This window comes from Nesterenkonia sp. K-15-9-6, assembly GCF_052656005.1.
On sequence record NZ_JBQYEY010000070.1, the window covers coordinates 1 to 539 of the forward strand.

At 63.6% G+C, this 539-nt stretch carries 1 pseudogene; it reads left to right on the top strand.

From position 1 onward, the window contains the following. Window positions 1-42: 42 nt before the first annotated feature. A pseudogene (locus tag SD455_RS16650) lies at window positions 43-539 on the top strand (hypothetical protein); the annotation flags it as partial.

Below are 539 nucleotides of genomic sequence, written 5' to 3' on the forward strand. Positions count from 1 at the left end.
GTTGCTCCGGGTGAGGACACCACGATCACGGGTGAGGGCTTCGTGCCTGATTCCACGGTCACGGTGGAGGTCACTGATCAGGAGGGCAACCCGATCGCCACGATCGAGGATGTGCCCACTGATGAGGATGGTTCCTTCTCGATCACCTGGACGGTGCCTGAGGACACTGAGCCGGGCATTCTGCCGATCACGGTCACTGATGATGAGGACCCCGAGGTCACGGCCACGGAGCACCTCACGGTCACTGATGAGGATGGGGTCGTGCAGCCGGGCATCATCGTCCACCCGGACGAGGTCGCCCCGGGTGAGGACATCACGGTCGAGGGTCAGGGCTTCACCCCTGGTTCCACGGTCACGGTGGACATCACCGATGCTGACGGCAACGTGATCGACACGATCGAAGGCGTCGAGGTCGGAGACGACGGCACCTTCACCGTGGAGTGGACGGTTCCGGAAGGCACCGAGCCTGGTGAGCTGACGGTCACCGCCACTGATGACGAGGACCCGGATGTCACCGCATCCGACACCGTCACCGTCAC